Origin of the sequence: Aphanizomenon flos-aquae FACHB-1287, from assembly GCF_014698755.1 — a bacterium.
In the GTDB taxonomy this organism is placed as follows: domain Bacteria; phylum Cyanobacteriota; class Cyanobacteriia; order Cyanobacteriales; family Nostocaceae; genus Dolichospermum; species Dolichospermum flosaquae.
Map to the genome: position 1 here is coordinate 79,006 of NZ_JACJTO010000001.1, position 26,142 is coordinate 105,147.

Genomic DNA, 26,142 nt, shown 5'->3' on the forward strand with positions numbered 1-26,142 from the left:
CCCACAAAATTTAGAGAATATCCGTTAGTGTTAACCTAACAAAGCCTTAGCTTTAGCTAAAACATTGTCCACTGTGAAACCAAATTTCTCTAAACAAATACCACCAGGGGCGGAAGCACCAAAGGTATCAATACTTACGGTATCACCTTCACTGCCGATATACTTGTGCCAACCGAAGCTACTAGCCGCTTCTACGGATAGACGCTTGGTAACAGCCTTGGGAAGAATAGATTCTTTGTAAGCTGGATCTTGTGTATCAAATAAGGTAGAAGAAGCCATAGAAACAACGCGAACTTTCTTACCTTCTGCGGTTAGTTTCTCTGCCGCGCTCACACAAAGACTTAATTCCGAACCAGTACCAATTAAAATGATATCTGGTGTACCTTGACAATCAATAATTGTATAACCACCCTTGGCAACACCTGCGATTGATGTACCTGCTAAGTTAGGAACGTTTTGACGAGTGAAAGCCAATAAAGTCGAAGCATTTGCTTTAGACTTCTCAATTGCGACTTTATAAGCCCCAGAGGTTTCGTTTCCGTCTGCGGGACGAATTACGGTTAAATCGGGAATAGCTCGTAAAGAAGCTAGAGTTTCAATGGGTTGGTGGGTAGGACCATCTTCACCTTGGCCAATGGAGTCGTGGGTCATAACCCAAATTGAACCGGCTTCGGAAAGAGCAGCCAAGCGAATGGCAGCCCGCATATAATCGGTAAAGATAAGGAAGGTTGCACCGTAAGGAATTAAACCTGAGTTATGCAAGGCCATACCGTTACAGATTGCACCCATGGCGTGTTCCCGGACACCGAAGTGAATGTTACGATTTCCGAAATGTCCTTTTTGGAAGTCTCCAGCACCTTTAAGCTCAGTGAGGTTGGAGTGGGTTAAGTCGGCAGAACCGCCGATTAATTCCGGTAAAGCAGCACCTAATTTGTTCAAGCAGGTTTCCGAGTGTTTGCGAGTAGGTAATGCTTTATCTGCATCTGTGTAAGTAGGTAATACTTGATCCCAACCTTCTGGTAATTTGCCACTAATTAAACGGTCAAATTCTGCTGCTTCTTGGGGGTATTTAGCCTTATATTCAGCATAAGCCGCATTCCACTGGGATTCGTAATTAGCACCGCGTTCAACAGCCTTGCGGGTGTGATTGAGGGCATCTTCAGGAACGACAAAAGCATCGTATTCCCAGCCTAAATTATTCCGAGTAGCTATTGTTTCATCAGATCCCAAGGCAGCACCGTGAATACCCGCAGTATTAGCCTTATTAGGAGAACCATAACCGATGGTGGTTGTCACCTTAATCATGGTAGGTTTGTCCGTTACTGCTTTTGCGTCTGCGATCGCTTTGGCAATGCCTTCTAAATCTGTGTTACCATCTTTAACGTGCAGAACGTGCCAACCGTAAGATTCAAAGCGTTTAGAAACATCCTCAGTGAATGCTACATCTGTAGAACCATCAATAGAGATGTGGTTATCGTCATAGAGAGCAATAAGTTTACCTAATCCCCAGTGTCCAGCGATAGAAGCTGCTTCACCAGAAATCCCTTCCATGTTGCAACCATCACCAAGAAGTACATAAGTGTAGTGATCAACAATTGTGGCATCAGGTTTATTGAACTTAGCGGCCAGGTGTGCTTCTGCTACGGCTAAACCAACAGCATTGGCAATTCCTTGACCTAAAGGACCTGTGGTAACTTCTACACCGGCCGTCACAAAATTTTCCGGGTGGCCTGGGGTCTTAGCACCCCATTGACGAAATTGCTTGATATCGTCTATGGTAACGCTATCGTAGCCTGTGAGGTAGAGTAAGGCATACTGTAACATTGAACCATGACCAGCGGACAAAACAAAGCGATCGCGGTTGAACCACTGAGGATTTTTAGGATTATACCGCATGAAGGAGTCCCAGAGGACAAAAGCCATGGGAGCAGCGCCCATTGGTAGCCCAGGGTGTCCCGATTTGGATTTCTCTATGGCATCTACAGCCAAAAAGCGGATAGAATTGATACAAAGTTCTTGGAGGGTTGCAACAGCCATAATCTCTAATTGTTAAGGACGGGTTAGGACTCTTTTTAGGGTTTTTTTGGTGGGTTCATGAGCAAGAGATCCCACTTTATTCATCATCTCATTCCTAATTGCCAATGGACAAGCGGGATTTTTGAGGTTTTTAGTGATGAATAAGGCCGATAAATTTAATCATGCCTTCCCAAAGCTAGGCTATTGGTTAGGCTTGAATGTCTCTATCATACTTGTCTTGTGTTCACTTCTAAAAAGCAAACTAGGGGCAAAATGAGGCGAGGATCAATAATACGAGTTTTAGTAATGGATAATTGGGTTATTAACTTTACCTGTTACCTATTACCTGACTAGTAAGTATCTTTAGGGAGTAAATTTCTTGAAGGCTAGAGTAACATTATGACCACCAAAGCCAAAAGAATTAGATAAAGCTACCTCGACTACTTGAGCGCGGCTAGTGTCGGGGACATAATCTAGGTCGCATTCTGGATCTAGATTTTCGATGTTGATGGTCGGGGGAATTTGATCATCAGCGATGGCTAAAATTGTCGCTACGGCTTCAATTCCACCTGAACCACCTAAAAGATGTCCTGTCATGGATTTAGTGGAACTGATGGCTACTCGATAAGCATACTCTCCCAAAGCTTTCTTGATAGCAGCAGTTTCATTGGCATCATTAGCTGGTGTGCTGGTCCCATGAGCATTGATGTAACTAACCATCTGTGGCGTAAGTGACCCATCTTTTAAAGCTAATTCTATCGCCCTAGCCGCACCTAAACCACCGGGTACGGGCGAGGTCATGTGATAAGCATCACAGGTCATCCCATAACCCACCATTTCCCCATAAATCCTTGCACCGCGATTTATGGCGTGTTCTAGCTCTTCGAGAATTAAAATTCCCGCGCCTTCACCCATCACAAAACCGTCTCGATCACGATCAAATGGACGACAAGCATGGGCTGGATCATCATTGCGGAAGGATAAAGCGCGAGCAGCCGCAAATCCTGCTACTGACAAAGGTGTAACTGCTGCTTCACAACCGCCACAGATCATAGCTTTAGCGTATCCTCCCTGAATTTGACGAAAGGCATCACCAATGGAATTAGAACCGGCTGCACAGGCAGTGACAGAGCAGGAATTAGGACCTTTCGCGCCCGTGTGAATTGCTGTTAGTCCTGCTGCCATATTAGCGATCATCATGGGAATCATGAAGGGACTACAACGACTAGGACCACGTTTAGGATCTAAATAAATGGTTTGTTGGTCTTCTAATACTTTAATACCACCAATACCAGAACCGATAATCACGCCAATTTGTTCAGCGTTGAGATCGTCTATTACTAATCCTGAATCTGCAACAGCTTGAATAGCCGCTGATACACCCAGTTGAGAAAAACGATCCATGCGCTTGGCTTCTTTGCGCTCCAAGTAAATTTCTGGATCAAAGTTTTTAACTTCACCAGCAATGCGACAACTATGTTTAGAAGCATCAAAAGCGGTGATATAGTCAATACCATTGCGTCCGCTTAATAATCCTTGCCAATATTCGGTGGGTGTGTTTCCAATGGGTGTAATCGCGCCCACACCTGTTACAACAACGCGATTACGTTTATAGTCTGTCATGATTAGATTAAATATGGCGAAAAAGCAGCAGGGAGGAAAATTTAAGAGTGCTGAGTTCCGAGTTAAGTATCCTTAGTCAAAAGTATACTATTTCTTCAATATGATGATGAACCTTTGGCGCTTTTTTGAAGTCAAACTTATAGCTTAGACACTCAACACTCATGTACGGGCGGGTTTATCCAGTTAATCTGTATACTTTTGAAATATCTCTTCAAGCCCGCTTATACTAGATAATTCCTTGATTAAGCAGATGTAACGATCTTTTTCTCAATGTATTCCACAGTCTCTTGAACTGTTGTAATTTTTTCAGCCGCTTCATCAGGAATCTCGATCTCAAATTCTTCTTCCAAAGCCATGACTAGCTCAACTGTATCCAGGGAATCAGCCCCTAAATCGTTACTAAAATTCGACTCTGGTGTAACCTTTTCAGCTTCTACACTGAGTTGTTCAACAACAATTTTTTTCACTTTTTCAAAAATATCTGCTTGGCTCATAAATAAAACTCCTTAACAAGTTGCTATGATTTGCTCTCAATGAACAAAGTTTTTTTGGGCATATTCATCTTATCGGAAAGAGTGAATCTGAGTATAGGTTCTATCATTAAAATTGGAGATTAAAGATTATGTCAGGGAAAAGGGAATGGGGGAATACGTCGAAAATCGGTGTAAATCTAAACCAAATATAATTTTATGCTATCTAAAAATCTGAAGTACGCTTATTATCCTGGTTGTGTAGCACAAGGAGCTTGTCGAGAACTGTATTTATCAACCCAATCTCTAACTAAAGCGTTAGGTATTGAACTGATTGAATTGAAAAAAGCTGCTTGTTGTGGTTCTGGTACATTTAAAGAAGATTCTCAATTATTAGAAGATACTGTTAATGCTAGAAATATCGCTTTAGCGGAATCTTTGGATCTTCCTTTGCTGACTCATTGTAGCACTTGTCAGGGTGTTATCGGTCACGTTGATGAACGTTTAAAAGAATGTCAATCAACCAATCCCGATTATCTCAACAAAGTTAATGGTTTATTAGTGAAAGAGGGCTGTTCTCCTTATCGGGGTAGTACGGAAGTTAAACATCTTTTATATGCTTTGGTGACAGATTATGGTTTAGAGGAAATTTCTCAGCGTGTTACTAAGAAATTAAGTGGTTTAAAATGTGCAGCTTTTTATGGTTGTTATCTGCTCCGCGCTCAAAAGTCTATGTTCTATGATGATCCTTTTCAACCCGAAGCAATGGAAAATGTATTTCGGGCTGTAGGAGCGACACCTGTATATTATCGTGGCAGGACTCAATGTTGTGGTTGGCCTTTGTCTAGCTATGCGACAAATGAATCTTTTCAAATGGCTGGAAATCATATCCAAGAAGCTTTAAATAATGGGGCTGATTGTATTGTTACACCATGTCCTTTGTGTCATTTGAATTTAGATTCTCGTCAACCAGAAGTAGAAAAGGTAATTAGACAAAAGTTAGATTTACCGATTTTACACTTACCCCAATTAATTGCTTTAGCCTTAGGTGTTAGTCCCAAAGAATTGGGTTTAGAAAGACATATTGTGTCTACAAAACCCATTTTAGAAAAATTAGGATTTTGATCAAATTGTGGGAAGGAAATAATATTTTTCTTCCCATTACCAATTACCAATTACCAATTACCAATTACCAATTACCAATTACCAATTACCAATTACCAATTACCAATTACCAATTACCCATTACCCATTACCCATTACCCATTACCCATTACCCATTACCCATTACCCATTACCCATTACCCATTACAGATTTCTGATATTCTTCCTCACTAATTAAATCATGATTATTTTCCACACGATCTAAAAATACTAATCCTTCCAAATGATCATATTCATGTTGAAAAATTCGGGCAATAAAATCCGTTAATTGTTGTTTTTGTAAATTACCATAACGGTCTGTATATTCAACTTCAACTGTTTGATATCTAGGAACTAAACCCCTAATATCAGGGACACTTAAACAACCTTCCCAATCTTTAAGCATTTCTGAAGAATGGGCAATAATTCGGGGGTTAATCATTGCGGTCGGCTGCATTTCTGGTGCGTGTGGATATCTAGCATTAGGACGGGAAGCGACGATAAATAGACGGTAAGATGATGCTATTTGTGGTGCTGCAATTCCCACCCCATTAGCTTGAGAAACTGAGGTAATTAATTCATCAATCAGGTTTTGAATTTCTTGACTTTGAATATTCTCAACCGCAGCAGCTTTTTGTCGTAATATCGGATTACCTAATTTAATAATTGGTGTTAGTTCATTCATTTTCAAAGCTCTATTTTTTCTGTTTCCATTTTGTTCATTAGATTAATCATAGGTATCCTGATTTTGACAGTTTCTAAGGAATTTTAAGGAACGCCCCTTGGTAATTCTGAGCAGGAAATCTGGGACAACTAACCAAATATCAATTTTCTTTGTTAATTGGTAAAGGTGCGGGTTTAACTAAAACTTGAAAAATTTTGCCATTGCGATCAACTTGCACTTGTAGAGGAATACCAATTTTACTATTTTCCACTAATTTTTGTACCTCATCAACTTTGAAAACGGGTTGATTATTAATAGTTTTAATCACATCTCCTGGCCTTAATCCAGAAGTCGCTGCGGGCGAGTTAGGAACAATTCTAACTAATAAAATTCCTTGACTTGCAGATAAATTCATTTTATCACCAAATCGAGCAATAATTCTTTCCTTAACTTCAGGTGTTAATGTTACCATTTGTATTCCCAAATAGGGATGATCAACTCTACCTTTAGCAATTAATTCCTCAGCGATTTTTTGAGCAGTATTAATAGGAATAGCAAATCCCAAACCTTGAGCACCTTGAATGATTGCTGTATTCATCCCAATAACTTCACCACGGGCATTTAATAGTGGTCCACCGGAGTTTCCGGGGTTAATGGCTGCATCTGTTTGTAAATAATCAACACGTTTATCACTCGCACCAATTTCACTACTAGAACGACCTGTAGCGCTGATAATTCCTGATGTAACAGTATTATTTAAACCCAATGGATTACCAATAGCAATCACAGCTTCTCCTGGTTGTAAAGTATCAGACTTACCTAATGCTAGACTGGGTAAGTTATTCGCATCAATTTGAATTACAGCAACATCTGTTATTGCATCTTCTCCTAACACCTTACCTTTAAAAGTTCGGCCATCTTTAAGAGTAACTGTAACTAAATCAGCACCATCTACAACATGAGAATTAGTTAAAATTTGTCCAGATGAATTAATGATAAATCCCGAACCGCTACCTCGTTCTACCCTTTCTTTTGGTTGTGATGGAATCGCAAAAAAGCCGCGAAAAAAGGGATCGGAAAATTCATCTGGAGCTTGAGTTGTGACGGTTCTAGTCGAATCAATGCGAACAACTGCACCTCCCACCTTTTGTACTACTTTGACAACAAAATTATGATCTCCAGAAGCAGAGAAAATCGCCGGAGCAGCAATTTCTGTAGTGGGTGCGGTGGTTTTTTGTGGTTGTGTATTACTGGGTTCGATTTCTGCGGTCCCTTTCCTGAGATTAGTACAACCTCCCAGTATCAAAACTGCTACGCTACACACTGCGATCCATTTTTTACTCTTATTTTCCAATTTTTGCGGTAAAAATTTGGTATGAATATTTTTAGCTACTAGGTTATGATTATTAATTTTCATCGTCATGATCATGCTTGAGTATTCTTTATGTTAGTAGATGTTAGGATCTTAGCTATCTGGTTTTTATCAAAATGATTATAGGCAACATAAAAGTAATTACAAATAGAAACGACGAATTACGGATAGAGGTGGTGTGAATGGCAATTCCCATAGATGGTTTATGGAATCATGTATTAGAGCGTCTACAGTTAGAGTTAGCACCTCCTACCTTTGAAACTTGGATTAAGACAGCTAAAGCACAGCAGTTAGAGAACAACTGCTTGGTAATATACGCTCCTAATCCCTTCGCTCGCAATTGGCTTCAGAAACATTACATCCATACTATTGCTAATGTAGCCCAAGATATTGTGGGTTATCCAATCGAAATTTATATTACTGTGGTTGAAGATGAGGAAACTTCTCATCTGGGTCAACAGGATATTGGGGGAAATTTATTACCAATAAATCATATTTGGAGCAAATACTCTGGAAATAATCAAAAAACTTCAGATTTAAATTCTAAATATGTTTTTTCTCGATTTGTTGTCGGCGCTAACAATCGCATGGCTCATGCTGCTTCTTTAGCAGTGGCCGAATATCCAGGGAGGGAATTTAATCCATTATTTTTATGTGGTGGTGTCGGTTTAGGAAAAACTCACCTCATGCAAGCTATTGGTAATTATCGCCAGGAAATATCTCCCTACTCTAAAATATTTTATGTGTCTACGGAGCATTTTACCAATGATTTAATTACCGCAATTCGTCAGGATAGTATGCAAAGTTTTCGTGAACATTATCGGGCTGCTGATATGCTGCTAGTTGATGACATTCAATTTCTTGAGGGGAAAGAATATACTCAAGAGGAATTTTTTCATACCTTTAATACTTTACATGAGGCAGGTAAGCAAGTTGTTATTGCTTCAGACCGTCCTCCCCATCAAATTCCTAGTTTACAACAACGGCTTTGTTCACGGTTTTCTATGGGACTAATTGCGGATATTCAAACCCCTGATTTAGAAACCAGAATGGCAATTTTGCAGAAAAAAGCCGAATATGAAAATATTCGTTTACCACGGGAGGTGGTTGAATATATTGCTTCTAATTGTACTTCTAATATCCGTGAATTGGAAGGGGCATTAATTCGGGCTTTAGCTTATATTTCTATTTGGGGGTTACCTATGACTGTGGAAAATCTTGCTCCCATTTTAGGAACTCCTAGCCAAAAAATAGAAACCACTCCAGAAATAATTTTAAATGTAGTCGCAGATGCTTTGAGTGTTTCCATTGACGACTTAAAAGGTAATTCCCGTCGTCGAGAAATTAGTTGGGCCAGACAAATAGCCATGTATTTAATGCGACAACTTACCAATCTCAGTTTACCCAAAATAGGCGAGGAGTTTGGTGGTAAAGATCATACGACAGTAATGTATAGTTGTGAAAAGATTGCTCAGTTACAAGAAACTGATCAGAATTTAATTCAAACTTTACACCAATTGAGCGATCGCATTCAAATGACTACTCGTTCTAGAATATAGAATTAACTTCCTTGAGGTTTTCCACAACCAAAAAACCAATTTATTAAATTAAAATCTGTATAATTGGATCTTGGTAAAAACCCAAATTTCGCGGATAATCTGTAGAAAACTTGATTGACTTTATCGAAAGCTAAAATAGGTTTTCCACAGCTTTTCCACAGGGAAGTATCTATAATACTTTTTTATATCGGGACTATTGACAAATAAACCAATTTATGAATACAGCAATTTTTGAAGCTCGACAAAGTAGACAAACAGTTAGCTTTTACGGTATAGTCAACAACCCGCTTAACAATAAGTCACTCCAAATCAAGACCACAACTAAAATTAAAAAATTTAGTGTCAATTTTTTCTACTTGCGTTATAATGGCGATTACAAGCCTAAAAACTTTGCCAAATGGACTTGTCCACGACTGTTGGGCATAACATATTGCTCAGTGGTAGTGATTACCGTGCAAAACCAAATTCTCAAGCAACTTACTCTTGTTAGTTATGGTATAGTGAAAAAGTTAGAACTAGCTTTACCAAACTATAATTGCTCTACGCACAGGTAATAATTGCCCACGGAAGGCTGTTTTAATCAAGAATTTACACACAAAAATCTGAAATACACCGAGGTTATGATTCAGCAAGTAATTCACCCAATGGTGAAATTGCAGCGCAACGTGCAATCACTCATAGAATCCAATATTATCAAACCCAATGATAGGATTTGGAAAATTGCATTACTTTATGGCGATGAATGGCAGCATTGGAAGCAAGAGTTGCTAGACTTTGGATTTAGCACCCAAGATCCAATTAGTGATTTACTAGCAGTAGAAAAGTGGGACGACGATTAAACATCTAAATTATACCAGCTATATCTAGCATAACTCAGCGCAAACACGCCTAACCCTGGTAATAATAGAACTTTATCTTTGTTCTCATGGTGTGTGCAATTTTGCTCTGGTTCTGCTATGTATTTAGCACAATAATCATCTGGGGTTCATTACCAAAATACATACTCAAGAATTTTTATCAAGGTAGGTCAATTATGGTTCAAACCTTACCTAAAACTTAGTTAGTGACTTTTGAAGGGTTTATTAAATGGAAACCAGAAGGCGGATTTTATGAATTGTATGATGGGGAAATTACAAAAGATGAATCCGCCATTAGGAAAACACGAAAGCAGAACTGGGTTTTTAACGATAGAGTGTAGTCGCTTACAGCCTTTTCCGCTGAAGATGAGGTACAAAGTTGAATCATGAAACTCTTGTGGGGCGGGCATCTTGCCCGCGATTGATATCAGTTTATTCTCTAATTGGTGATGAGTATAAAATCAACAAATTCAGAAACGATGATCAAATAATTTCCCACATTTTTTCCGAATTGAAATTAACTGCTGCTCAAATTCTACTAACTGCTGACTAATATTAATGCCTCAGCGAGATCTTTAGCAGTATGATAGCGATCGCGTGGTAAAGGTTCTGTAACACAATCAATTACCTGTCTTAATTTGTCACTAATTGTTGGTATACCCTTAATATCAAAGCGAAAACTGCGCCCTCTCTGACGATAGAATTTTAAAGGATTTTCCCCAGTTAATAAAAAAATCAACGTCGGACCAATAGCATACAAATCAGATTGAGTCAGAGGTTGTCCCCTGTCTTGTTCAGGAGCGCAGAAGCCCTCAGCGCCGATTCTCGTACCTGGTTGTGTACCGATTTCCTTAACAGCGCCAAAGTCCAGAACAACAATAGTATTATTACTATTTCGCACCATTAAATTAGCTGGTTTAATGTCCCGATGGATTAATGGTGTTTCTTGGTTGTGCAGATAATCCAGAATATCACAAGTTTGTACCATCCAGGTGATTGCCTGTTTAGATGTTACAGGTCCATTTAACCTAATGCGTTTGTCTAAATCTTGTCCGTGAATTAATTCCATAGCCAAGTATTTTTTACCGATTTCCATAAAGAAGTCATAATACTTAGGAACTCCTGTATGGTTAAGATGCTTGAGAATACTGGCTTCTCGGATGAATAACTCTTGAGCCTTAGGTATTTTCATCATATCGGCATTCATCTGTTTAAGTACAAGTAATTGTGGCATACCTGTAATTTTACCTGCACCATCCCAAGCTAAATAGGTAGTACCCATACCACCCTTTCCGAGAGTGCGTAACACCTGATAATGGCGAACGGTTTTTTGGACCAAAACCGGTTGACCACAGTGAATACAAAATAGGTTCTGAGGCTGATTTCCTTCATGGGTACAATCAGTGCTGGAGTATGCGGGTGTCATGTTCTGACTAATTTTCCCCACCGCTTCAGAAGAGGGTTGAATAAGTATGGGGGGGGATAAATCCTGAATTTGAACCTTGAGTACAGGACCGCCCTGAGCTAATTGCAGTAAAGAATTATCAGGAATGATACATTTAGTTACGAGAGAGCCATTCAGGAAAGTTCCATTAGTCCCTTGACTAGTTAATTCCCAATCATCCCCCCTGGCGCTAGTAATTAATTTAAGTTCTAAATGATACCGAGAAACTGAATTTTCCGCCAAAACCACGTGATTATCTACCGCCCGACCAACGCGAATGACGGTAGAACCCTCAAATAACCACTGTTGAAGCGGTATTTTTGTGCCTTTTTCCAGTAGGGTCAGAGTAATCACAATACAACCTAAAATTTAAGATCAAAAAAGTAGTTTTATAAGCAACTTGGTGAAGACGGGCGGACTTTTACTCGCACTAGTATAGCCGTAAGATTGTCATGACCGTTGTATTCATTACCCAACTCAATCAAATTTTGAATACCCGTTTCTAAGTTAGTAGTATAACTTAGTAAAGGTTGGAGATGAGTTAGCCAATGAGTTTCTAGACAGTCATTATCTGATAAACCATCTGATACCAATACCAGGAGCATATCTTCATTGATATTAAATAACGTCACATCAGGAGAGATATAATTTTCATTGCGTGGACCCAAAGCCTGGGTAAGCTGGTAAGCATCTACACGTCCATAAGCTATACTAGGTTCTACACCCCTAGCAATTTCTTGCTGACCCACTTCATGATCTATAGTTATTTGTTCTAATCCTTGCTTGTGAGTTAGACGATAAAGACGACTATCGCCGACATGGGCAATTGCTGCTTGATTATTCTGAAGTAACAGCATAACCAAAGTAGTACCCATGCGTTTAGTACCGGAACGTGATTCTTGTTGATTAAGCTCATAAATAGCTTGATTAGCTAGGTAAATAGCATCACAGATAGATTCAGTCCCAGGTAATTCTCCTTTGACCCAGGTTTCTTGAAAGTATTTACGGATAGTATTTACAGCTAACTCACTGGCTATTTCACCTCCAGCATGACCACCCATACCATCACAAAGAATATATAAACCTTGTGCTGTGACTATGCTATGATTAGGTAGTTCTAGTTTATGGAATTGGCTATCAACGCTAAAGTAGTCTTCATTGTGATGGCGTTGACGACCTAGATCAGTATATGCGACATATTCTAAACTACTTAGCTCCATGGATAAGATAGTTTGGGAATCATCATTTTCAGTTGCTAATTTAGTTTCTGCCTCACTACTTGCTTGTAAGACGGTGGGGGAAAAGTCGGGTTTTTCCTGAGTGGTTATCTCTGTCACTATTTCGGCTATTGGATAACGCTGCTGGGGATCTAAATAAGATTCTAAGTCAATTTGGTGGAAGGGGCTAGTATGGCTGTTTTCATTTGCTATATTTTCTAAATTTTGGGTGAGTTGAGTGGGTTCTGGGATTACAGAAACTACCTGATGTTCTTCCTGGGTGATTAAGGCATAGGAGGTGGTGCTACATTCTGTACTACATTGAGGACAATGCTGGATATTTAAGGCTATTTTGGTGCTGCATTTGGGGCAGATTTTGTGGGTTAGAGATGTGCCACAGTTTTGACAGAATTTATTGATGTTAGGGTTTTTAAATTTACACTGGGGGCAAGTTAGCATGGTGGGATTTGTTTGATTTTCACGGCGAAAGAGGTGCTTTTCACGAATATTTAAATGTCTGGATTTTTTTGGGATTTCTGGAGTATTTTAGTAATACAACTCTTTGGTTTAGTTTTCCGGTGCATGATTTAGGCTTGTGAGTTCAAGGGTTGTGAGTTCGCGCCATTCTCCTGGAGCTAAGTCATGTAATTGAATATTAGCAATACTGACTCTAATTAACCGTAAGGTGGGAAAACCCACGGTGGCAGTCATGCGACGAACTTGGCGGTTTTTACCTTCGGTGAGGGTAATTTCTAGCCAGGCTGTGGGTATATTTTTCCGGGTTCTGATGGGTGGGATGCGTTGAATGACGGATGGTTCTTCTAACAATAACCTAACTTGAGCGGGACGAGTGCGGTAGTCTTGAATTTCTACTCCTTTTTGGAGTTGATGAATTGCGGTGGCATCAGGAATACGTTCTACTTGGGACCAATAGGTACGTTGATGACGAAAGCGGGGATGGGCGAGACGATGCTGGAACTGTCCATGATTGGTTAATAAGAGTAAGCCTTCGCTGTCCCAATCTAAACGCCCGACGGGATAAATATCAGGAATATCTATATACTGTTTAAGGGTGATATGTTTAGGACTTTCTTGGGTAAATTGGCTCAAAACTCCATAGGGTTTGTGAAAAATAATATACCGATTATTCATAAAATAGAGGAAGAAGGAAAAAGGATTTAATAAACATGAATTATGACAATTACTAAAATCAGTCGCAGGTCTTTTTTATTTTTGGGTGGAGCGACTTTGGCACAAGGACTATTTCTCACGGCACCTAGTCACGCCCAATCTGTACAGATTAACAGGGGTCAATTTAATGGTATTACTTTTTATCAAACTATTGTTAATCTTCGAGACCCAAAAAACTTGATTACTATTGGTTTGGCTAATAATGCGGGCTTCGCTAATTCTATTCAAAAAACGAGTGGTGATGAGGAGTTTGGTAAGTTGGTGGGGCGTTATCAAGCGGCTGTTGTTGCTAATGGGACTTTTTTCGCCAAAAATCCCCAAAAAACGGTGATGGGTAATATGATTGCTGGGGGAAAATCCCTGAAATACAGTCCTTGGGAAAATTTTGGAACTACTTTGAGATTGGGTGTTGGCAATAAACCGGAAATGGTGACGGTGAGGGCGGAGGGTAAACCGGAAGGGAATAAATTTTGGTTTTCTATAAGTTCTGGACCGAGATTATTGCGAAAAGGGAAAATTTGGTTACGTCCTAATATTGAAGGGTTCAAAGATCCTACTGTTTTGGGTAGTAGCGCCCGGACAGCAATTGGTTTTAACCAAGATGGAACTAGGTTAATTTTAGTAACTTTTGACTTTAATATCTCTCTGCGACAAGAAGCGGAGGTGATGAGGGCTGTGGGCTGTTATGAGGCGATGAATTTGGATGGTGGAGCATCTAGGGCTTTGGCTAGTAAAAGTACTATTTTAGTCCCGGCTGGTAGACGATTAACTAATGTTATTGTTATTTATGATGGTGGAAATCCAGCGCCGGCGGCTCTACAACAGGCATGGCTGAAGTTTCAAAAACGGTAGGGCGCGGCTGATATCTGTTTCATGAGACAAGGGGTAGGGAGCAGGGGGGGGAATAATTATCTATTGTCCATGGCTATCTTGTTACGGAGTCTGGGGTATTATTTTCAATATTTAATTATTAATTTTCAATTCCCAAGAGGGTTTGACGGCAAATACGACTATAAAGTTACGGTTCACCCCAATTCCTGAAGGTATTAATTCTCATACATTAGTCAATGTGAATGCACGTTAATCCATGAAACCACTAGAGATAATTTATAAAATTTGCGGTTTTCCTGACGGTTCGGTAAACCACCCTTCATGGGATAGCTACTATAGCAGGTGACAGTTGACAGGTGACAGTTGACAGGTGATTGGTGACAGGTAACAGGGGACAGGGAGAATACAATATATTTCCCAATGACCAATGACCAATGACCACTAACAACTGACTAAAGCGGATAATTTTTCTGGTTCATTTAGTAATTTTATACGGAGTAAAAACCCAAAATGGCGAAAGTAGTTGGCATTGATTTAGGAACAACAAACTCCTGTGTGGCAGTAATGGAAGGTGGTAAACCGACTGTTATCGCTAATGCGGAAGGTTTTCGGACGACTCCCTCGGTGGTTGCTTTTGCCAAAAATGGCGACAATTTGGTTGGTCAAATCGCCAAACGGCAGGCGGTAATGAACCCGGAAAATACTTTTTATTCGGTGAAACGCTTTATTGGTCGTCGTTTTGAGGAGATTACGAACGAGGCGACGGAGGTTTCTTATAAGGTTCTCAGTAGCGGTGGTAATGTTAAGGTGGATTCGCCGGGGGCTGGTAAACAGTTTGCTCCTGAGGAAATTTCTGCTAAGGTTCTGCGTAAGTTGGTGGAGGATGCTAGTAAATATCTGGGTGAAACTGTTACCCAAGCTGTAATTACTGTTCCTGCTTATTTCAATGATTCCCAACGTCAAGCGACTAAGGATGCGGGAAAAATTGCTGGTATTGATGTTCTCCGCATTATCAATGAACCGACGGCGGCTTCTCTGGCTTATGGTTTTGATAAGAAGAGCAATGAGACTATTTTAGTGTTTGATTTGGGTGGTGGTACTTTTGATGTGTCTGTGCTGGAGGTAGGTGATGGTGTTTTTGAGGTGTTGTCAACATCTGGGGATACTCATTTAGGTGGTGATGATTTTGATAAGAAGATTGTTGATTTCTTGGCTGAAAAGTTCAAAAAGGATGAAGGTATTGACCTCCGTAAGGACAAACAAGCTTTACAACGTCTGACTGAGGCCGCAGAAAAAGCTAAAATTGAACTTTCTAGTGTCACCCAAGCGGAAATTAATTTACCATTTATTACTGCTACGCAGGATGGTCCTAAGCATTTAGATACAATTCTCACTCGTGCGACTTTTGAGGAACTTTGTTCTGATTTGATTGACCGTTGCCGCATTCCTGTGGAAGACGCGCTCAAGGGTGCGAAGTTGAATAAAACCAATATTGATGAGGTGGTTCTGGTTGGTGGTTCGACTCGGATTCCTGCTGTTCAGGATGTGGTTAAGCGGGTTTTAGGTAAGGATCCTAACCAAACTGTTAACCCTGATGAGGTTGTGGCGGTTGGTGCTGCGATTCAGGCGGGGGTTTTGGCTGGTGATGTTACGGGTATTTTGTTGTTGGATGTAACACCATTGTCTTTGGGTGTGGAAACTTTGGGCGGTGTGATGACTAAGATTATCCCTCGTAATACGACAATTCCTACTAAAAAGTCTGAGGTGTTTTCTACTGCTGTGGACGGACAAAGCAATGTGGAAATTCACGTTCTCCAGGGTGAGAGAGAATTTGCCAATGATAACAAGAGTTTAGGTACTTTCCGTTTGGATGGTATTCCTCCTGCTCCTCGTGGTGTTCCCCAAATTGAAGTTACTTTTGATATTGACGCTAACGGTATTCTCAATGTTGCGGCTAAGGATAAGGGAACTGGTAAGGAACAATCTATTAGTATCACTGGCGCTTCTACTCTTGATAAGAATGATGTAGAACGCATGGTTAGGGAAGCTGAACAAAATGCTTCTTCTGATAAGGAGCGCCGTGAAAAAATTGAACGCAAAAACCAAGCCGATACTTTAGCTTATCAAGCTGAAAAGCAGTTACAAGAGTTGGGTGATAAGGTTGCTGCTGCTGATAAGACTAAGGTTGAGGGTTTGGTGAAGGAAGTTAAAGAGGCTGTTGCTAAGGAAGATGATGCTCAAATTCAGAAGTTAATGCCAGAACTGCAACAAGCCCTGTTTGCTATTGGTAGTAATATCTATCAACAAGCTGGTGGTGATGCTGGCGCTACTGGTGCTGAATCCCCTGGTGGTGGTTCTGCTCCCTCCGGTGATGATGTCATTGATGCTGATTTCACCGAAAGCAAGTAGTAATTAATTCTGATAACGGGCGGGGGTTATCCGCCCTAGGGGAATAATACCCATTCAGTCATTGTGCTAAATGGGTATTTCTGATGGCAGTTAAATTGTTTATGATAAGATAGTTCTTCCTTGTCAGTTCTATCATAACAAATTTAAAATCAAATGTCAAGCCCTTCGATCTCTTTATTGGCGTTTTTTTTAAGCAAAAGCTGCGGTGATTTTTAATAAAACTTCTCGAATTTCCTAATATTGTTCCCCAGTCTAATTACTTATACACCAGTTCCCTGTTCCCTTTTTGCTGATGATGTACTCAATGTCCCGATTTATTGGAGTTATACTTTCTATGCTGTACCTATTGGTGTAATATATCTATATCATGTTAATGGGTTTCTTGACTGCCAACTAATTTAAATTTCAGACTTTGGATATAGAAATATATGCTACAAGTTATTTATTCTGACGAATTTTTAGATCACAAAACGGGAATCTACCACCCTGAAAAACCAGCTAGATTGACTGCTATAGTTGACGCTTTAAAATCTGGGAATTTTGTAGAAAAAATTACCTGGAAGTTACCTACACCTGTATTATTAAAACCATTGTTAATGTCTTGGATAGAAAATGTTCATTCGACAACCTATATTAACAAAGTTAAAGATATCGCTGTCTCTGGTGGGGGTTATTTAGATAGAGATACTCCCGTTTCTCCCCGCAGTTATGATGTAGCGTTATTAGCGGTTAGTGCTTGGTTAGATGGAATTGATATTATTCTTAATACAGATGATTCAGCTTTTATATTAGCGCGTCCACCAGGACATCATGCGGTAAGTGATACGGGTATGGGCTTTTGTTTATTTTCTAATGCGGCAATTGCTGCTTTATATGCTTTACAGCAACCTACGGTTAAGCGCGTTGCTATTCTAGATTGGGATGTACATCACGGAAATGGTACGGAAGCAATAGTCGAAACTCACCCAGAAATTGCTTATATTTCTCTTCACCAATATCCAGCTTACCCAGGTACAGGGGATGCTTCTCAACAAGGTTTACACAATAATGTGTTAAATTTACCTATTGATCCTGGTAGTGATATTACTGTCTATCAATCTCTGTGGGAAGGGAGAATTATCCCATTTTTAACCAATTTTCAGCCAGATTTATTGATTATTAGTGCTGGTTATGATGCTAATACTAATGATCCTTTGGCTGGTATTAATTTACAACCAAAAGATTTTGGTTTATTTACAGAATACTGTTTAAGTATAACCAAAAAAATCATGTTTGGTTTAGAAGGTGGTTATGATTTACCAAGTCTTGCGGAATCGGTAGTTGCTACAATTCAAGCTTGTATAGGTGAGTCTGGTTGAACGATTTACTAATTAGAAAAATTCAGAATCTTGTTTTTTGCTAATTTTATATTTTTCAGTATTGTACTTAACCGAATCTAGTTAAAATTTAGCAAATATTTGGGAATAAAACTTTGTCATTGTGTCATGAAAGGGCTAAAGTTTTGTTAAGATCTGATTACAGGAATTCAGTCACCTGGCGTGAAGAAAAATTAGAAAGTACCAGTATCTGTATACAGTTCAGAAGGTGAACAAATGACCACCTATATTTTTTTTGACCAAGCCCTCAAGATGCTTACGATTGCTTTTTTAGCATCAACAATCATGCTAATCGCCGCTTCGAGTATAGGGTTAGCAGTGATTGAAACTATTGAAAAAACAGGAGACAGCTAAAACTACGCTTCCCAGTGGGGACAGGGGTGAAAATAACAGTATGGCTGAAATTTCATCTACAACCTGTCTCTACTCTATCAAAGAGGGCTAGAAGTTCAGGAGTATGGCTAACGCCACGCTTGGCTATCAGGAGGATTTAGAAGTAATATCAAGTCTGGAAAATTGAACAATTTTTGATGCTATGATCATATTTTTATTGCGCCTCATTTACCTTTTACACAGATAAAAGTTTTAATGTGTAGGGTTGTAGGTTTATTCAGCAAAGCCTATATAGAAACTAAACGACGTAAAGATTCAGCCCGACGTTTAGCAACGGTGTTATTAGGTGATAATTTAAGTGTTGCTTCATACATTTCTAAAGCTTGAGCATTCAATTTTTTCTTCTCATAAGCGTGTCCGAGATTATTTAGGGCTGATACATAATCTGGTTTTAATTTGATAGCTTCTTTATAATGACGAATTGCTAAGTCATATTGCTCTTGAGCAAAGTAAACATATCCTAAGCCGTTATAAATAGGAGCGATAGATTCTTCTCCTTCTTCTTCTGCTGCTTTCAGAGATTTTTGAAATAGGGGTATCGCTTGGCTAAATACTTTTTTTTCTGAATAGATACTAGCTAATTCATAATATTCTTGAGCCGTACCTTTTTCTTTAGTTAATTTGTTTTTCAATTTATTTAAGGAGCTTTCAAGTTTCCGGGTTTTGAATACTTGACGAAAAACACTCACACCTGCAAATGCAAGTAAACCAACAAAAATTGACAAATAAATGATGACTAAATTGCTATCCATTTTCTACAAATACAAATTATTAAAATACCTTATCTATTGTCAATTGTCTGTTGTTAGTTGTCAATTGTCATTGCTCTTAACTATTACCTAAATCCCCAATATTCTATCCTTTGCTTCAGCCAATCTGTAACCGTATAACGGGCGATCACTTCATTTACATTACGTCTTAATTCATCATACTGCAACCCTTTAGGCATGACTACAGATAAAGGTTCTGCTGATAATTTAGTTGGCAATATGTGATATTCAGGATGTTCTTGTACCCAACCACTAAGAACGCTGACATCCGCTGCAAAACCATCTACTTGATTACTTGCCGTTTTTTCCCATCCTTGTTCATAAGAATTTACACTGATTAATTTAGCAGAGGGTATAAAGTATTTCAAATAGCTAATTGTGCTAGAGTGGTTGAGAACAGCTATTTTCCGGTTATTTACATCTTTTAACCCTTGAATAGATGTATTTTTTGTGACTATAGCTGCACCATCATAATAATAGGGAACACTGAAGCTAACAATCCGGGAACGCGATTCTGTGGCTGTGACTCTAGCAATCGCTAAATCAACTTGCTGATTAAATACTACAGGTAAGCGATCGCTATTAGCTACCAATTGGAATTTTACAGCATCAGCTTTGCCTAATAAATCACTGGCCAAACCCTTAGCTAAATCAATCTCTAACCCTTGTAGATTGCCCTTAGAGTCCCTAAAAGCCAAAGGGCGAAGATTATCCTTAACTGCCACATTTAAGTAGCCTCGTTGCTGAATTTCCGCCATTGTTGCGGCTGATACAGTTAAGTTCCCTCCGGGAAAAAATAGACAAAAAATCAAAATTAGGGTAGCGGATAATACCAGATGTAACTTATTCATAATCGCTCTGCGTTGTACTCCAATTAAAAAGGCTAAAAAGCACCTTGATTTTTAATTTTCAATTCTCCGAAGCGGCAACTTGTTACATCCGTTATTCATCCGTTGCCACCTTTATCCGTTAACCGATTGTGCCAATTCTGCAATTTTAGCAAAACTTGTCGGATCAAGAATTGCCAATTGTGCCAACATTTTGCGGTTTAGTTCCACATTGGCCTTTTTCAAATTGCCAATTAAACGGCTGTAGCTTAAACCGTGTTGTCTAGAAGCTGCATTAATCCGTGCTATCCACAGACGGCGAAAATCACGCTTTTTCTTTTTGCGATCGCGGTAAGCACTTCTTAGCGCCTTCATTACCTGTTGGTTAGCGGTTCTAAACAAAGTGGAATGAGAACCACGAAAGCCTTTAGCTAATTTGAGAATTTTATTGCGGCGTTTACGAGCTACATTACCGCGTTTTACCCGAGTCATATCTTATTACCTGTGATCTTTTACAAATATGGAAGCATTAAGCGTACGTTAGGTTCGTCTCGTTCATGAACAACTGCCATTTTTGACATATCGTTCTTTTTACTAGAGGATTTATGCTCTAATAAGTGGTTTTTGAAAGGTTTACGGCGGACGATTTTACCGCTACCGGTGGCGCGGAATCTCTTGGCCGCAGCCTTGCGAGTCTTTAATTTAGGCATGGGATGGCTTTAATTCAACACAATCTACAATTATATACCTTATTGACAAGATCGGCAAGGATTCCCAGGACATAACCATTATATTCAAAAGATTTTACTTCAGGACTTGACAAGGCGAAAATTTTAGTTTACACTAATGTTAAGATTGGAAATCTGTCCGCGCATATATAGTAAATTTTTCAACTATTAACATCATTATTTTCAAAAATCCACTAAAATCCAGTATATTATTATCATTCCTTAAATTCTGGATATCCTGATTCTGATAATTGAACGCGGATGAACGCTGATGAACGCTGATGTTATACTAGTTTTTAATTCTCTGCTATCGTGTAAATCCTGATTCTGACAATATGCAATCCTGGACACCTAACACCCCACTACAGAATGGACAGTATATCATTAAAAGAGCGATCAGTGGCGGTGGCTTTGGTGAAACTTATTTAGCAGAAGATACGGAAGAAAACAGTTTGGTTGCAGGGGAAACGCATCTAATTATCTTGAAAAAATACTATATTAGTGCATTAAAACGGAAAAATATCTAATTTCATTCAAAAGATGATAAATTTATTTGTTAATATTCTAAAAATTTAATAAATTGAGAGTAATTATTTATTTTTAATGATGGATTTGTCTTGTTCAGGTTTATACATTAATAGCTATATTTTTTGACATTAAAAATCTAGATCCTACCCTTTCTTAAAATTGGGTACTTTGACCTGAGAAATGTACCAGAGAAACACTGCAAGCCTCTATCTTGTAAAGCTTGAATAATTTCTTGATCTAAATCAATTGCACAAATTTTCGGAGTTTCCTTGATTTGAATTTTTGAGGCTTTGTCAGTCATCTCTATTTAATTAGCTAAGGTTAAATTTTATTCTAACTAATTCAGATACTTTTTGTCACTAACTACAATTGCATCCAAAATACCAGAAAGTCTCACGCCCAAACACAAAAACACTCAAAATCATTTTTGTGCCTCTGCGCCTCTGCGTGAGATAATATCCTAAGTTATAACCACCGAGCCGCATCCTTAGCGTGATAAGTCAAAATCAAATCAGCACCAGCCCGTTTAAACCCAGTCAAGGTTTCCATAACAACGCGCTGCTCATCAATCCAACCATTTAAAGCCGCAGCCTTCACCATTGCATATTCACCGGATACATTGTAAGCCGCTACAGGTAAATTAGTAGCTTCCTTAACTCGCCAAATAATATCCATATATGCCAAAGCTGGTTTAACCATCAGCATATCAGCGCCTTCAGCAATATCTAACTCAATTTCTTTCAGTGCTTCCCTAGCGTTACCGGGGTCCATTTGGTAAGTGCGTCTATCTCCAAATTGCGGTGTTGAGTCCGCAGCATCTCTAAAAGGCCCATAATAAGCCGAAGCATATTTAGCAGCATAGGACATAATGGGGATCTCTTCAAATCCCGCCTCATCCAAACCTGCGCGAATAGCTTGCACAAAACCATCCATCATTCCCGAAGGTGCGATAATATCAGCACCTGCTTGAGCTTGGGAAACTGCGGTTTTCTTTAATAATTCCAAAGTTGGATCATTTAATACCTTACCCGTTAAATCACCAACTTGTAAATAACCACAATGACCATGACTTGTATATTCACATAAACAAGTATCAGCCATAACAATTAAATCAGGAACGGCATTTTTAACTGCGGTTGCTGCCTTTTGGACAATACCACAATCATGCCATGCCCCGGTAGCATCTATATCTTTATCTGCTGGAATTCCAAATAAGATAATTGCCGGAATTCCTAAATCATAAACCTCTTTGGCTTCCTCAACAATTTTGTCTGCGGAAAGTTGATAAACACCGGGCATAGATTTAACTTCTTTAGCTATACTCTCTCCTGGTACAGCAAACAATGGATAAATCAAATCGCTAGTATTTAAAACAGTTTCACGAACCATACGACGTAATTGAGTATGGTTACGTAGACGACGAGGACGATGTATAGGAAACATAAATTTGGTTGGGACAAAAGAATAAAATGGCCACAGAATAAAGCGTCACAAAAGCGAGTTTCTAGCTTGCTTTATTCAGACAAACTACAAACAGTGCTTTAACTGTCTTTTGCCCTGCTGTTGATGAAGCCGTAGGGCATTTTATATTTTACAACTTAATAGACATTTGCTTGTAACAAATTTGCAAAAAACAATCTTAAAAAATCATGTAATTAATTTTGGTAATTTGTTTAATCAAAAGTCCATGATTAATCAAATTACCATATTTCCCCGCATCTGATCTAAAAAACTCGAAAAATAAATGGATAACGACAAGGTTGATTAGGATTGCTAAAAACGCCAATTAGTGCCCAAATTGTCAATCCCCAGTGGATGATATAACCTAAACCTGCAAGTGGTAACAAGAAAAATAATGGTATAATCAACCAACCAGTCAGAAAAAATAATGCCCCCAGAATTGCTCCATATAACCAAACGTTAAAATGGAAATTGATAGATTCTTTAGCATTGTCTTTGACCACAGGATCATCTGATACAAATAATATGGCTACAGGTAAACCAATGGAGACCATTGTAGTGCTAAAAAAAATTGCTCCATGACACAATGCTGATAATAATTTACGTTTATCGTTGTCGTACATTGTTTGCTCCTCTGCAATTCTAGTTAATTATATCAAGTATTCGTGCTGCAAGCATCACACAATCCCTCCACCGTCACCTCATACCGTTCTACCTTTAACCCCTGTCGCAGTTGACTCAGATCAAGATCGGGGAAAGTATTCCAATTGATATCTTCAATTGCACCACAACAGCTACAGCGGAAATGATGATGGGGGGCAATATTAGCATCATAACGGCATACTCCTTCCTCTAATAGCACTTCTCGCACCAAACCCACCTCCCGTAGTGCTTGAAGTGCCGAGTATACAGTAGCTTGGGAGGAAGTGGGAGCTTCTTGATTCAAGTCCCTCAGAATTTGATCAACCGTTGGGTGATCTTCTCTTGCTAATAGGTTTGCATAAACACCAAATCTCTGGGGTGTGACTCGCAACCCTCTATTTTTAAGGGTTTTGATAATATCATTAGCTTTTTGCTGCATAGGATTTACTAATTATATTAAAGATATAGACTCCTATTATAACTTTTCCTTTTTAAGAACTAAACTTTTTTAAAAAATACATAATAAAATCAGTATTTCTAACTATTGACTAATTATTAAATCAGAATTATTCTGATTTGAGAGATAAACACACGAGTTAAAATCTTCCATCTACAAAAGAGGTATTTATGACTGCTATTACTCACGTTCCAAATGTAGTATTCAAGACTCGTGTTCGGGATGAGTCTATAGGTGGACCAAATCCTTATACTTGGAAAGACCTAAGTACAGAAGAGATTTTTGCCGGTAAGAAAGTAGTATTATTTGCTCTTCCTGGTGCTTTCACTCCTACCTGTTCTTCTACACATTTACCTCGCTATGAAGAACTGTTTAATGAATTTAAATCTCAAGGTGTTGATCAAATTGTTTGTTTGTCAGTTAATGACGCATTTGTAATGTTCCAATGGGGTAAACAACAAGGTGCTAAAAATGTCTTCTTATTACCAGATGGTAGTGGAGAATTTAGCCGTAAAATGGGGATGTTAGTTGATAAATCTAACATCGGTTTTGGAATGCGTTCTTGGCGTTATGCAATGGTTGTTAATAACGGCGAGATTGAAAAAATGTTCATTGAACCTGGTTTTGAAGATAACTGTGGTAGTGACCCCTTTGAAGTATCTGATGCTGATACAGTTCTTGCTTACCTCAAAGGTGTAGAACGTCCTACTGAAATTGCACCTCGGTTAGCATTTGTTGGTTAATTAATAAACCGAGAAACTTCAATCTTTTGATAGAGGTTGATAATTTTTAATTTGTCTAAAGCAAGGGAAGTTACTTTTATAAAACTTCTTTTGCTTTTTTGTTTTGATAGACAAAATATCCTTGATTCTGTCTAATAAATTAGTTTCAAATCATGTATTTTATCGGATACTATTCCAAAATATAAGAGCAGGATAAATTTATAATTTTATTCTATGCAAATGGAGTATTTAAGGAGGTGAATCAATAGTGAGAATCACAATTTCTGAACTAGAACTTAGGATTTCAGAAGCGATTCTGGATGAACTAACTCCTTGGGAAATGAAAACTCTTAAGGGTGGTTACGTGATGAGAAAAGACAGAAGAAATCCGCCAACAACCAATATAACCAATACAACTGATCTTTCAACAGTATTCAAAGAACTAGACAGTAGTATGGAAAGGTGGAAAATCAGCCTCAAAGATACAACAGATAGTCTAAGAAGCAAATTCGATTTTTAATATCTGCTGCGAAAAATCAAATATTTTACTTATTTTCGTGTGTTTTCAGATTTATTAACCTGAAGATACACGATTTTTTATGGAGGTTAATTCCACAATTTGCAGTTTTTATAAAAGACAGAATTGAGATATTTGTGTCTTTTTTACTAGGTTCAAAGCCTTGATTTTTCTATTTTTTATGAATAAAAATAGGAGTAACGGTTAAGGAAACACCAACTTAACCGACTCACAAATTCTAACTTACAAAAACAGATCTTCTTGGAGGAAATTATGGCAAATATTACCCTTTCTCAACTAAATACAACTGGTTCTGAATTATTTGCAGATTCTGAAAGCTATCTTAATGAATTGAATGATGCAGCTTCTGTATCAATCAATGGTGGTGGTAGCGATTTCAGCGGTTTTAGTGCCTATGGTGACTTTGGTGTTAAATATCTAGAATTCTTAGTTGATGGCTATGCGATTGCTAGTATTAAGCATATCGCTAAATCCTTCAGCAATGATTCTCGCTACGTCCACTAATTACTTGGCTTTGTAGTTGACTACAAAGCCGATATAACTATCCAGGAGTCAAAGTAAAAACTAATCTATGTTATTTACATCAGATTGATTACTAATAATCCTGGATAGTTAATAAAATTATAGATACAAAAATTAAATTTTTCTAGAGGTAAGAAATGGCAAATATTATAATTTCTGACCTAGATAATGCTGATGAAAAAAAGTTTATTTTTAATCTAAATAATCTGGACAAGGCATCTATATTTGGAGGTGGATATAATGATGTTAATCAAATACTTAATTATGGTATTAAGGCTCTAGAGTTTGTATTGGTAATTTATGCTATAGATAGTATTTCATTCTTAACGAAGACATTTAAAAAATAAATAATTTCCAACTTATCAACAATAGCAATTCTACA

28 protein-coding genes are annotated in these 26,142 nt (G+C 38.5%); 13 read left to right on the forward strand and 15 right to left on the reverse strand.

Translation table 11 applies throughout. The features are described from left to right. Window positions 1-30 precede the first annotated feature (30 nt). The 3 genes from tkt to H6G44_RS00355 all read right to left on the reverse strand — a co-directional run bounded on the left by tkt (window position 31) and on the right by H6G44_RS00355 (window position 4,133). Window positions 31-2,037 (reverse strand): transketolase, encoded by a 2,007-nt coding sequence (gene tkt / locus H6G44_RS00345; protein ID WP_190385299.1) that lies wholly within the window; start codon window positions 2,035-2,037, stop codon window positions 31-33. A 342-nt stretch (window positions 2,038-2,379) separates the two neighbouring features. Further along, window positions 2,380-3,639, reverse strand: a complete 1,260-nt coding sequence (gene fabF, locus H6G44_RS00350; RefSeq protein WP_190385298.1) for a beta-ketoacyl-ACP synthase II — start codon at window positions 3,637-3,639, stop codon at window positions 2,380-2,382. Window positions 3,640-3,881: 242 nt separating this feature from the next. Beyond that, a complete protein-coding gene (locus H6G44_RS00355; RefSeq protein WP_190385297.1) occupies window positions 3,882-4,133 on the reverse strand; it encodes an acyl carrier protein in 252 nt (83 codons plus the stop codon). A gap of 195 nt (window positions 4,134-4,328) precedes the next feature. On the opposite strand from H6G44_RS00355, the gene H6G44_RS00360 reads away from it, so the two are divergent. After that, a complete protein-coding gene (locus tag H6G44_RS00360) occupies window positions 4,329-5,234 on the forward strand; it encodes a CoB--CoM heterodisulfide reductase iron-sulfur subunit B family protein (protein ID WP_190385296.1) in 906 nt (301 codons plus the stop codon). After that, window positions 5,231-5,431: a hypothetical protein gene (locus tag H6G44_RS00365; RefSeq protein WP_190385369.1), complete on the forward strand. Its 201-nt coding sequence runs from the start codon at window positions 5,231-5,233 to the stop codon at window positions 5,429-5,431. Before H6G44_RS00360 ends, H6G44_RS00365 begins: the two co-directional genes overlap by 4 nt. On the opposite strand, the gene def is transcribed toward H6G44_RS00365, so the two are convergent. Together def and H6G44_RS00375 are read right to left on the reverse strand one after the other, a co-directional pair. Continuing rightward, window positions 5,404-5,937 carry a peptide deformylase gene (def, locus tag H6G44_RS00370; protein ID WP_190385295.1) on the reverse strand — a complete coding sequence of 178 codons (534 nt, stop codon included), beginning with the start codon at window positions 5,935-5,937 and terminating at the stop codon, window positions 5,404-5,406. The two genes, H6G44_RS00365 and def, sit on opposite strands and share 28 nt — an antisense overlap. A gap of 139 nt (window positions 5,938-6,076) precedes the next feature. Next, complete coding sequence (locus H6G44_RS00375) at window positions 6,077-7,333, reverse strand: HhoA/HhoB/HtrA family serine endopeptidase (RefSeq protein WP_190385363.1); 1,257 nt, start codon at window positions 7,331-7,333, stop codon at window positions 6,077-6,079. A 137-nt stretch (window positions 7,334-7,470) separates the two neighbouring features. On the opposite strand from H6G44_RS00375, the gene dnaA reads away from it, so the two are divergent. Together dnaA and H6G44_RS00385 are read left to right on the forward strand one after the other, a co-directional pair. Then, complete coding sequence (gene dnaA, locus H6G44_RS00380; RefSeq protein ID WP_190385294.1) at window positions 7,471-8,847, forward strand: chromosomal replication initiator protein DnaA; 1,377 nt, start codon at window positions 7,471-7,473, stop codon at window positions 8,845-8,847. A gap of 620 nt (window positions 8,848-9,467) precedes the next feature. Further along, window positions 9,468-9,686: a DUF4327 family protein gene (locus tag H6G44_RS00385; protein ID WP_190385293.1), complete on the forward strand. Its 219-nt coding sequence runs from the start codon at window positions 9,468-9,470 to the stop codon at window positions 9,684-9,686. 556 nt (window positions 9,687-10,242) lie between these two features. On the opposite strand, the gene H6G44_RS00390 is transcribed toward H6G44_RS00385, so the two are convergent. The 3 genes from H6G44_RS00390 to H6G44_RS00400 all read right to left on the reverse strand — a co-directional run bounded on the left by H6G44_RS00390 (window position 10,243) and on the right by H6G44_RS00400 (window position 13,517). Then, window positions 10,243-11,502, reverse strand: coding sequence for a protein kinase domain-containing protein (locus tag H6G44_RS00390; protein WP_190385292.1), 1,260 nt, complete (start codon window positions 11,500-11,502; stop codon window positions 10,243-10,245). Between the two features lie 35 nt (window positions 11,503-11,537). Further along, a complete protein-coding gene (locus tag H6G44_RS00395) occupies window positions 11,538-12,824 on the reverse strand; it encodes a serine/threonine phosphatase (protein WP_190385291.1) in 1,287 nt (428 codons plus the stop codon). A 108-nt stretch (window positions 12,825-12,932) separates the two neighbouring features. Continuing rightward, window positions 12,933-13,517, reverse strand: a complete 585-nt coding sequence (locus H6G44_RS00400) for a pseudouridine synthase (RefSeq protein WP_190385290.1) — start codon at window positions 13,515-13,517, stop codon at window positions 12,933-12,935. Window positions 13,518-13,559: 42 nt separating this feature from the next. Here H6G44_RS00400 and H6G44_RS00405 point away from each other — a divergent pair, with 42 nt between their 5' ends. The 4 genes from H6G44_RS00405 (at window position 13,560) to H6G44_RS00420 (ending at window position 18,526) form a co-directional block, all read left to right on the forward strand. Beyond that, complete coding sequence (locus H6G44_RS00405) at window positions 13,560-14,408, forward strand: phosphodiester glycosidase family protein (protein ID WP_190385289.1); 849 nt, start codon at window positions 13,560-13,562, stop codon at window positions 14,406-14,408. Window positions 14,409-14,897: 489 nt separating this feature from the next. Next, complete coding sequence (gene dnaK, locus H6G44_RS00410; protein ID WP_190385288.1) at window positions 14,898-16,796, forward strand: molecular chaperone DnaK; 1,899 nt, start codon at window positions 14,898-14,900, stop codon at window positions 16,794-16,796. 428 nt (window positions 16,797-17,224) lie between these two features. Continuing rightward, a complete protein-coding gene (locus H6G44_RS00415) occupies window positions 17,225-18,154 on the forward strand; it encodes a histone deacetylase family protein (protein ID WP_190385287.1) in 930 nt (309 codons plus the stop codon). Between the two features lie 234 nt (window positions 18,155-18,388). Further along, window positions 18,389-18,526: a hypothetical protein gene (locus H6G44_RS00420; protein ID WP_190385286.1), complete on the forward strand. Its 138-nt coding sequence runs from the start codon at window positions 18,389-18,391 to the stop codon at window positions 18,524-18,526. Between the two features lie 266 nt (window positions 18,527-18,792). On the opposite strand, the gene H6G44_RS00425 is transcribed toward H6G44_RS00420, so the two are convergent. The 4 genes from H6G44_RS00425 to rpmI all read right to left on the reverse strand — a co-directional run bounded on the left by H6G44_RS00425 (window position 18,793) and on the right by rpmI (window position 20,872). Beyond that, window positions 18,793-19,317 carry a tetratricopeptide repeat protein gene (locus tag H6G44_RS00425; RefSeq protein ID WP_190385285.1) on the reverse strand — a complete coding sequence of 175 codons (525 nt, stop codon included), beginning with the start codon at window positions 19,315-19,317 and terminating at the stop codon, window positions 18,793-18,795. Window positions 19,318-19,400: 83 nt separating this feature from the next. Next, window positions 19,401-20,186 carry a transporter substrate-binding domain-containing protein gene (locus H6G44_RS00430; protein WP_190385284.1) on the reverse strand — a complete coding sequence of 262 codons (786 nt, stop codon included), beginning with the start codon at window positions 20,184-20,186 and terminating at the stop codon, window positions 19,401-19,403. A gap of 111 nt (window positions 20,187-20,297) precedes the next feature. Further along, window positions 20,298-20,654 carry a 50S ribosomal protein L20 gene (rplT, locus tag H6G44_RS00435; RefSeq protein ID WP_190385283.1) on the reverse strand — a complete coding sequence of 119 codons (357 nt, stop codon included), beginning with the start codon at window positions 20,652-20,654 and terminating at the stop codon, window positions 20,298-20,300. A gap of 20 nt (window positions 20,655-20,674) precedes the next feature. Then, complete coding sequence (gene rpmI / locus H6G44_RS00440) at window positions 20,675-20,872, reverse strand: 50S ribosomal protein L35 (protein ID WP_168644550.1); 198 nt, start codon at window positions 20,870-20,872, stop codon at window positions 20,675-20,677. Between the two features lie 353 nt (window positions 20,873-21,225). Between rpmI and H6G44_RS00445 the strand changes: the two genes are divergently transcribed. After that, window positions 21,226-21,417: a hypothetical protein gene (locus H6G44_RS00445; RefSeq protein ID WP_242031639.1), complete on the forward strand. Its 192-nt coding sequence runs from the start codon at window positions 21,226-21,228 to the stop codon at window positions 21,415-21,417. Window positions 21,418-21,883: 466 nt separating this feature from the next. On the opposite strand, the gene hemB is transcribed toward H6G44_RS00445, so the two are convergent. The 3 genes from hemB to H6G44_RS00460 all read right to left on the reverse strand — a co-directional run bounded on the left by hemB (window position 21,884) and on the right by H6G44_RS00460 (window position 23,960). Further along, window positions 21,884-22,861 carry a porphobilinogen synthase gene (gene hemB / locus H6G44_RS00450; RefSeq protein WP_190385282.1) on the reverse strand — a complete coding sequence of 326 codons (978 nt, stop codon included), beginning with the start codon at window positions 22,859-22,861 and terminating at the stop codon, window positions 21,884-21,886. Window positions 22,862-23,142: 281 nt separating this feature from the next. Continuing rightward, a complete protein-coding gene (locus H6G44_RS00455) occupies window positions 23,143-23,502 on the reverse strand; it encodes a DUF4870 domain-containing protein (RefSeq protein WP_190385281.1) in 360 nt (119 codons plus the stop codon). A gap of 32 nt (window positions 23,503-23,534) precedes the next feature. Continuing rightward, window positions 23,535-23,960, reverse strand: a complete 426-nt coding sequence (locus tag H6G44_RS00460; RefSeq protein WP_190385280.1) for a Fur family transcriptional regulator — start codon at window positions 23,958-23,960, stop codon at window positions 23,535-23,537. Window positions 23,961-24,148: 188 nt separating this feature from the next. On the opposite strand from H6G44_RS00460, the gene H6G44_RS00465 reads away from it, so the two are divergent. From H6G44_RS00465 to H6G44_RS00480, 4 genes are all read left to right on the forward strand, one after another. After that, window positions 24,149-24,721 carry a peroxiredoxin gene (locus H6G44_RS00465; protein ID WP_190385279.1) on the forward strand — a complete coding sequence of 191 codons (573 nt, stop codon included), beginning with the start codon at window positions 24,149-24,151 and terminating at the stop codon, window positions 24,719-24,721. A gap of 247 nt (window positions 24,722-24,968) precedes the next feature. Beyond that, window positions 24,969-25,220 carry a hypothetical protein gene (locus H6G44_RS00470; RefSeq protein ID WP_190385278.1) on the forward strand — a complete coding sequence of 84 codons (252 nt, stop codon included), beginning with the start codon at window positions 24,969-24,971 and terminating at the stop codon, window positions 25,218-25,220. Between the two features lie 270 nt (window positions 25,221-25,490). Continuing rightward, a complete protein-coding gene (locus H6G44_RS00475) occupies window positions 25,491-25,742 on the forward strand; it encodes a hypothetical protein (RefSeq protein WP_190385277.1) in 252 nt (83 codons plus the stop codon). Between the two features lie 155 nt (window positions 25,743-25,897). Beyond that, window positions 25,898-26,107, forward strand: a complete 210-nt coding sequence (locus H6G44_RS00480) for a hypothetical protein (RefSeq protein WP_190385276.1) — start codon at window positions 25,898-25,900, stop codon at window positions 26,105-26,107. Window positions 26,108-26,142 lie beyond the last annotated feature (35 nt).